We start from the raw sequence: 8,005 nt of genomic DNA, 5'->3' as shown, positions 1-8,005 counted from the left end.
GGGAAATTAAGCTCTGTTGAGAATGTGTAATATCGCTCACCGCCAAGTCCTTCGTTAGTGACCTTTTCACGAGGTCCTACACCACCGCTTGCAAAGCCTCTTAAACTATAATCACCTAAATTAAAGCGATCGGAAATTCTAATAATTTTTCCTCCAAGCCCTGCAATATCGCCTCCGGAAGCAGATAATTTTAAAGTAAGCTTGTTATGTATGAAAGATTTATAATATTTACCGTCAACTTCATGCTTTATATATTTGTTATCACCTCCAACGCCGGCAAATTCTTGTGTGCCGCTTACTAAATAACCGTTCTTTGAAACAATTTTGTTATCGGTTTGATCATAAGTAATAGTATGTCCTATAGCAGAAGTAATGAAGCTTCCCATTTGCTCCTTTAAGAATATTGAGCTTGATGGAGTTGGAGCACTTAAAATATCACGTTTGATTAAATAATCTATTTCGTGACCTAAATCCTCTTTAATTTCATAACCAAGAGAAGTTTTGACTCCTATAGAGTGTAACTTATAGCTTTGATCAGTTGTATTTAATACACTAGCACCGCGTCCGGTATAGTTTCTAAATGCGTTTACGCCAAGTGATAAATCACGATCTAAAAAGTGCGGTTCGGTAATACCACCGTAATAGCTTGTAGTGTTTTTACTTACTTGTACACCGGCATTAAGCAGTTTCCCGGTACCGACTAAATTACGCTCTAAGAAAGAGAAACGTCCGAATAAACCACCGGCAGTATTATATCCTAAATCAAAACCTATAGAGGAAGTAGATTTTTCATCAACTTCAACGTTAACATCATATTTATCTTTAGCTTTAGTCGGAGCTAAGCTAATTGCTACTTTCTCAAAATAATCTAAATTTCTAAGATTACGCTCACCTTTTTCAATATATGAACGATTAATTATATCACCTTCTTCTGTTTTAAATTCTCTTCTTATAACATGGTCTTCGGTTTTAAGGTTATTAATAATATTAAGTTTATTAATATAAACTTTGTCGGCTTTCTCAATAATAAATTTAATATCTGCAGTATGATTAGCATTTTTCATTATATCCGGATAAACATTTACTGCAGGGTAACCGTTCGCTGTAAAATATTCTCCGATTTTTTCAGCTATATCATCAACCTTTTTCATATTGAAAACCTTGCCTTGCTTAATATTAACAATTTTATTAAGCGGTGTTATATCTATATTAGTTAATTTATTGTCTATTGTAATATTACCGAATCTATATTTTTCTCCCTCTTCAATGGAATAGGTAAGGGTGAAATATTCTTTAGTATTATTGAGTTCTGCCGATGCCGAAATTACTCTAAAATCTGCAAAACCTACAGATTGATAAAACTCTCTCAGTAATTCTTTATCATACTCCACTCTATCAGGATCGTAAGTATCGTTACTTTCTAAAAAACGAAACCAACGAGATTCTTTAGTTAAAACAATAGATTTAAGTTCTGAATCACTATAATTTTCATTACCACTAAAATAAATATATTTAATACCGGTTTTTGGTCCTTCTGCTATATCAAAAATAACCTTAACTCTGTTGTTTTCTAAATTTTCGATTTTAGGTGTTACCGTGGTAGCAAAACGTCCGCTACGTTTATAAATTTCTAATATTTTTTTTACATCTAATTCAATTTTAGCTGGGCTAAGAGATTCACCCGACATTGTATAAATTTCTTTAGCGAGCATATTAGTTTTGATTTTAGAATTACCGCTAAATACTACGCTACTTATAAAAGGTGTTTCAATAACGTTTACTATTAAATTACCCTCATTTGTTATATGCATATTTATATTTCTAAAAAGTGAGGTGGCATATAAACGTTTTATTGCCTCATCTTCTTTAGAATTATTATAGGTTTCTCCTACCTTAAGCTTTAAATAGCTCTCAATAGTAGAACGCTCAACCCTATGGTTACCTTCGATAGTTATTTTACGAATTACAGAGTCAGCTAATGAAATATGATAATAAAAAATCGTTAATAATAAAATTGTTAACTTACTAATTGATCTGATTTTCACCTAAAACCTTCTTTAAGATTTAAATATTCTATGGTTTAATGCATAGTTACAAATTCATCGTCATTGCGAGAAAATTGCATAGCAATTGACGAAGCAATCCAGTAAAAAATTCTGGTTTACAGAATTTTTTTATTATTTTTTCTGGATTGCCACACAGTCTATAGCTGCGGCGTTGTTGCATGGATTGAAAAACCTACTCGATGTCATCCCCGCGTAGGCGGGGATCCAGAAAAATAACTTCAAATGTTGATATAGAAGTTACATATTTGATAAAATAAACATATAAAAAACTTGTTTTTTTATATGTTTTACTGGATTCCCGCCTACGCGGGAATGACATAAAACGATCCATGCAACAAGGTCTACGGCTGCTCGCAATGACGATAAAGCTCTCCTATACTAATGCATTTAAACGTAATTAATGTACTCCACTATAGTAGATAATATAAACGAGAGCAAGCAAATCTATAATTTAGGAAAACAAATTTTGTATATCGTTGGAAACAGAAATTATAATAAGAAAAATTATGATTATTGCTCCTAATTGTAACAAAATATTTTTAGTCTTAGGATTCGGTAATTTATCTGTAATTGCTTCATATAATATAAATACTAAATGTCCGCCGTCAAGCACCGGTATAGGTAGTAAGTTAAGTAACCCTAAATTAACGGAAAGCATTGCTATAAATAATAGATACATTTGACCTCCCCCCGCTATAGATTTTCCTGACTCTTTAGCAATCGCTACCGGTCCTCCTATCTCATCGAATGAACGTTTTCCTACAATCATTTGCGATATTGCTTTTAGAGTTAAAGCAGACATATCTATAGTAGTATTAATAGCTTCCCAAAATCCTCCTAAAATTCCTATTTTAGTATGAATAGGTTCATTTTTAGCTATAATACCGATGCGAAGAGTTTTCTTAACTTTCTTTTCTTCGGGAGGCGATATAATTATTTCTTGAGGCATTATATTAACGATAAATTCCTCATTTTTTCTTTCTATAGTTAAAGTAGAAGAACTAAAGCCGTTAATTAATATTTCTTTCTGTACGTCCCCGAAATCTTTAACAGATTTATCATTAACCTTAACAATTTTATCTCCTTCTCTTAAGTCTGCTCTCTCTGCCGGTGATGAAGCTACTACGTCACCTATTATAGGAGGAATCTCTGTTTTTCCAAAGTAACAATAAAAACCTGCAAATATTGTTACGGCAAGTAAATAATTAATTAACGGACCTGCTGCAACTATTAAAAAACGTTCTAAACAAGATTTAGCATAAAAAGCTACTTTTTCGTTAATTTCTTCAGTCTTATCCATAAGGCTGCGATCATAGCCGTAAATCTTGACATAGCCGCCAAGCGGTATAAGACAAATCTTCCACCTAACTCCTTTTTTGTCGGTAATACCTATTAGTTCTTTACCGAAGCCTATCGAGAATTCCTCAACTTTTACATTAAAATATCTAGCAATGCAATAATGCCCAAACTCATGGATAAATACCAAGATACTAATTGTTATAATAAATCCGATTATAGAGAGCATAAAAATTTTATAAGTTTACTAATAAATTATTTTAAGGTATAAATTGCAAGGTTACAGATATCATTTCGTCATTGTGAGTGATATTGTTGCAGGGTTTGAGTTTCTTAATGTCATCCCGCGACTTGATCGCGGGATCCAGTCTTTTTTTTTTATTTTTTTTCTGGATACCGTGGTCAAGCCACGGTATGACACTGAACGTAATACTCACTCGCAATGACGAAAATTAAATTTTAAATTTCTTTTCTCTATGAGTTCAAATAAAATTAATAAAAAGTCGATTGCACGTATTGCAGCAGTGCAAGCTATTTATCAAAACATATTGCAAAATAACGACGATATGGATGATATCATGCAAAATATACTTTCTTTTTATCAAAATAATAATTCTATAACAGATTTACCGGAGAATTTAAAAATATCATTAAGTATAAGTCATTTTAAAATGCTGGTAAAGTCAGTATTTGAAAATATTAATAAACTAGACGAAATTATAGACAATCATTTAACAAATGATAAAGATCCTGCACATATGCCGATCTTACTCCGAGCTTTATTGCGTGCCGGTATATGTGAGCTATTATTTTGCCCTACTACGCCTGCTAAAGTAGTAATCAACGAATATACGGATATAGCAAATGACATGTTAAATGAACATGAGATCGGTTTTGTGAATTCTGTATTAGATAAAATAGCAAAAGAGTATACTCGTTTAATTTGAAAAATTGGCTACGTCATCCTACAAGTACTCCGGTACTCACGTATTAAGTATACGCTCCGTTCCTCGTCTTGTGGATTCCTTGCTCTTTTCCAAATTAAACTTCGTCTACTTATTATTCATTATAAGATTTTATGACAAATAATTTAAGCGGTTATAGAAATAAATTCGTTAGAGTCAAGACTTCTAAAAAACGTACCGTTTCCTCTAATAACTGGTTAAAACGCCAATTAAACGATCTGTATGTTGCAAAAGCACGCATTGAAGGCTTTAGGTCGAGAGCTGCATATAAACTACTTGAAATTCATGAAAAATTTAAACTTTTTACTCCTAACATGAAAATTGTTGATTTAGGGGCAGCTCCTGGGGGATGGAGTCAAGTAGCTTCCAAGCTTATTAAAGCTTCGGATAATAGCCTAAATAATAAAATAATCTCTATAGATTTATTAGAAATCGAACCTATTGCCGGAGTTGAATTTTTTCAAAAGGACTTTTTTGAAGAAGATACGGAAGAATTAATTATTCAGGCTTTAGACGGTAGAGCTGATATAGTAATGAGTGATATGGCATCAAATACCATAGGTCATAAAGCTACAGACCATATAAGAACCTTACTTTTATGTGAGCAAGCTTTTGAATTTGCTTTAAAAGTACTAAAGCCCTCCGGTCATTTTATTGCTAAAATTTTTCGTGGCGGTGCAGAAAACGAATTATTAAATAAAGTGAAGCGTGAATTTAGAACGGTGAAACATTTTAAACCTTCATCCAGCCGCAGCGAATCTACGGAAATCTATTTAGTTGCTCTAAATAAGAAATAATCAATATGAAAGGCAAAAGAAGGTTTCCGCCTTTTATATAAATTGCTATTTTTTTATTTAACATACTAGAGGATATAGATGATAATTACTTATATCTCCTGTTGTTTTGATTTCTTGAGCGTATTCTTGACTGCAGCTTTGAAAATCATTATACATCTCAACTAAATTAGCTCCAGTTTCAGTTTTAACTATTCTATTATATAAATTATTTTTTAAATTTAGAGTATTTTTAGCATATTTTTGTATTCCTGCTTCCCAATCATCTACGGTTAAAGTAATATTCTGTTTAAAATCAGAGAAATTAACAAGTCCATGTTTACTGATTCCGGCTATTATTTCCTCAAAGCCTTCAACTATTTCATTAATTCCTAGGTATTTTGTAACTTTTTGTTTGGCAAAATTATATAAATATGATGCCCATTCTTCTGATTGTGATAGTTCTGTTTTTTTACCAGGAAGTACCATTGTTGTTTTTCCCAAATGCTTATTAGTAATATTAATAAGATTATGTTTTGCATTATATATCTTGGAATGGATAGCTAGCTCTTCTATTGGAGTTGTTACTTTTCCGGTAAAGAAATTTTTTTTGATGGCTCTTTCAATTATCGGTTTTGAACCAGGGCTTTCAAAAGTTGTAGATTTATTAAAATGTAAGTTACGAGAATGTATTTCTACTGAGGTTAAATCTGCAATTATTGCTCCAAGTGAATGACCGCTAGTATTAAAACTATATTCTATGGCTTTACTTAAGCCGCCTAATTTGTTAATTACTTCATTAACAAATTCCTGAAGCGGAGTTAGTTTAGTAGGTAAATAGTGAAGAGTGATAAGCCCGTCATCTAATAAATCATATATATTGAATTTTGTGCCGGCACTAGCAATATGAACTTCTTTAGTTTCTTTATTTATAAATGCGACGGCTTTATAACCATATTTAGCAGTGCTGACATGATCACATGAAGCAGTCAGTATTTCCCAGCCGCTATCTGTTAATTGTTCATTGACCTTTAATGCTTCTAGATTATAAACATTTAAATCATCTGTTTTATATGCGAGGTCTAACCCTATATAAGCAAGTGTTTTAGTGCTAATATGTTTAGAATTTTTGTGTTTAGACATATCTACCTCTTTTTTATTGGTATTACCATAAAATATGGTTTTTTCTAACAAATGTCAAGTAAATATTAATTAACTTATTATTAAATAAAGATTGACATTTGGTTACCTTTGCTATATAGTACATTTGCGTTATGTTTAAAAACCATGAAGCATGGTAACTTAAAAAAGGAGATAATTATGTTTACATTATTAGTACGAAATTTATTCGGAAGTAATAAACCTATTACTTACTTATCTTTAATAGAAAAAGCAAAAGCAGATTACAGTGTTTATACAAAATTAGCATCTGGAAGTTTTCTTGCAGGAATAAGTAGTTTTTTTTCATCTAGTAGCTGGCTAAGCAAAATACCTTTAATAACAGGGGCTGTTTTTGGTACTAGTTATGGGGCAAAAGGCATTATGGATAGTAATGAACAAGTAAAGCTTTTTACTAAAGCTCATGAAGCAACTAAGGTTGAAGAGTATTTGGCTATTTCGGGGTTAGGAAGTTTTGTATACGGTACTGCTATAGATAAAAATGGTATAGATAAATTTACCGGTAAATATATTGAAGGAATGAACGGTAAGATAATATCTAATGCAATAACTCGTGTGCCAACCTTAAGTTTAACGGAAGACGGCGTTGGTTACAAACATAATGGTGGTTATGAAATAGTAGAATCAACAGATCGTGTGTTATATCAGGAAATACCTGGCGTGGAAAGACAATATACAAATAAATTAGTTCTAGATACTAGTATTCTTCCTTTACATGGTTGTATTATTCAGCAGCTAATACAAAATGGCTATTCAAGTGAAGATATTGAAAAAGCTTTAAGTTTAGAAACTGTTGAAAGGAGAGAAAGTTACAAAAATAAGCAATTAGCAGAATACAAGCCAAATTTGACAAGTAAGTTATGGTCTGGTACAGAGAAAGCCATGCAAAATAAAGAAGTAGAACTTTCAAAAGAAATACAGAAATATGCTGAAATAAATGAAGCTTATGAATCATTATTTAATTATCATACTTCTTCTAGTACTAGCGAAGAACAAGAAGAGCAGTTTTATAGCCTTGATTATAATAATCTTAATGATGATCAAACTCAAATCTTAGGAGATGAAGGATATATATCTGATATTGCCTAGTAACTAAATACAAAATTTTCTAGAGAGTAAGGTTATAGATCTATAACCTTACTCTTTTTTATTTAATAACCTCTTTAGCTCTCTTTTCAAAAGCCACAATAATTTTTTCGGTTGCTTTGGTAAAATAAGTACCGATTAATTTATCCAGTATTACGGACTTCATTTTAAAATCAATAAAGAATTTTAATTCAGTTCCTGCTGTGCATGGAACAAATTGCCAAGTACTTTTTAAATATTCAAAAGGTCCTGAAATAGCTACCGTATTAATCAAATATATTCCCTCATCTGTTATTTCGCTTGTAATCCGTGAGTTATATTTTTCTGAAAAGCCTTTTAACTGAATTACTAATTCGGCAATGACCTCTTGATTATTTTCTGAAATGATTCTAGCGGCGGCACACCAAGGCAAGAATTTAGGATAAGACTCTACATCCCACACCAAATCAAACAATTTCTGTGGCTGGTAAGGTAAAACCTTAATTTGCTCAAATGATGGCATAATATTAGAAATCCGTGACTTTACCTTTATGTTGCCAATCGCTGTATCTTGTCGGTTCTAGACCTTTAACACCGCCAATTTCTTTTTCTTTTGGCAAATTTTCTTCTTCTGATATATTATTATCTTTTTTATCGTCCA

At 31.7% G+C, this 8,005-nt stretch carries 9 protein-coding genes and 1 pseudogene; 4 read left to right on the top strand and 6 right to left on the bottom strand.

Annotation, left to right across the window (positions count from 1 at the left end; translation table 11 throughout):
- The 3 genes from bamA to rseP all read right to left on the bottom strand — a co-directional run.
- A partial coding sequence (gene bamA / locus D6968_RS00550; RefSeq protein WP_121542669.1) for an outer membrane protein assembly factor BamA occupies positions 1-2,045 on the bottom strand: 2,045 nt, incomplete at its 3' end.
- Positions 2,046-2,238: 193 nt separating this feature from the next.
- Positions 2,239-2,397: a hypothetical protein gene (locus D6968_RS05015; protein ID WP_177717092.1), complete on the bottom strand. Its 159-nt coding sequence runs from the start codon at positions 2,395-2,397 to the stop codon at positions 2,239-2,241.
- A 120-nt stretch (positions 2,398-2,517) separates the two neighbouring features.
- Positions 2,518-3,591 carry an RIP metalloprotease RseP gene (rseP, locus tag D6968_RS00545; RefSeq protein WP_121542667.1) on the bottom strand — a complete coding sequence of 358 codons (1,074 nt, stop codon included), beginning with the start codon at positions 3,589-3,591 and terminating at the stop codon, positions 2,518-2,520.
- A 43-nt stretch (positions 3,592-3,634) separates the two neighbouring features.
- Here rseP and D6968_RS00540 point away from each other — a divergent pair, with 43 nt between their 5' ends.
- From D6968_RS00540 to D6968_RS00530, 3 genes are all read left to right on the top strand, one after another.
- On the top strand, positions 3,635-3,808 hold the full coding sequence (locus D6968_RS00540) for a palindromic element RPE4 domain-containing protein (protein WP_121542665.1): 174 nt from the start codon (positions 3,635-3,637) through the stop codon (positions 3,806-3,808).
- A gap of 30 nt (positions 3,809-3,838) precedes the next feature.
- A complete protein-coding gene (gene nusB, locus D6968_RS00535; RefSeq protein WP_045804184.1) occupies positions 3,839-4,309 on the top strand; it encodes a transcription antitermination factor NusB in 471 nt (156 codons plus the stop codon).
- Between the two features lie 131 nt (positions 4,310-4,440).
- Positions 4,441-5,124, top strand: a complete 684-nt coding sequence (locus tag D6968_RS00530; protein WP_121542663.1) for an RlmE family RNA methyltransferase — start codon at positions 4,441-4,443, stop codon at positions 5,122-5,124.
- Positions 5,125-5,181: 57 nt separating this feature from the next.
- On the opposite strand, the gene D6968_RS00525 is transcribed toward D6968_RS00530, so the two are convergent.
- Entirely contained in the window at positions 5,182-6,243 is a 1,062-nt protein-coding gene (locus D6968_RS00525; protein ID WP_121542675.1) for a hypothetical protein, read from the bottom strand.
- Positions 6,244-6,420: 177 nt separating this feature from the next.
- On the opposite strand from D6968_RS00525, the gene D6968_RS00520 reads away from it, so the two are divergent.
- Positions 6,421-7,368, top strand: a complete 948-nt coding sequence (locus tag D6968_RS00520; protein WP_121542673.1) for a hypothetical protein — start codon at positions 6,421-6,423, stop codon at positions 7,366-7,368.
- A gap of 58 nt (positions 7,369-7,426) precedes the next feature.
- Here D6968_RS00520 and D6968_RS00515 read toward each other — a convergent pair whose 3' ends face one another.
- Positions 7,427-7,867: a type II toxin-antitoxin system RatA family toxin gene (locus D6968_RS00515; RefSeq protein WP_121542661.1), complete on the bottom strand. Its 441-nt coding sequence runs from the start codon at positions 7,865-7,867 to the stop codon at positions 7,427-7,429.
- A 4-nt stretch (positions 7,868-7,871) separates the two neighbouring features.
- Positions 7,872-7,997 (bottom strand): annotated as a pseudogene (locus tag D6968_RS00510) (DUF1674 domain-containing protein); the annotation flags it as partial.
- Positions 7,998-8,005: the final 8 nt, after the last annotated feature.

The sequence above is a fragment of the Candidatus Rickettsia colombianensi genome (genome assembly GCF_003664375.1).
GTDB lineage: Bacteria > Pseudomonadota > Alphaproteobacteria > Rickettsiales > Rickettsiaceae > Rickettsia > Rickettsia tamurae.
Note: the sequence above shows the minus strand (reverse complement) of the source record. Positions and strands in the feature narration are given on the sequence as shown.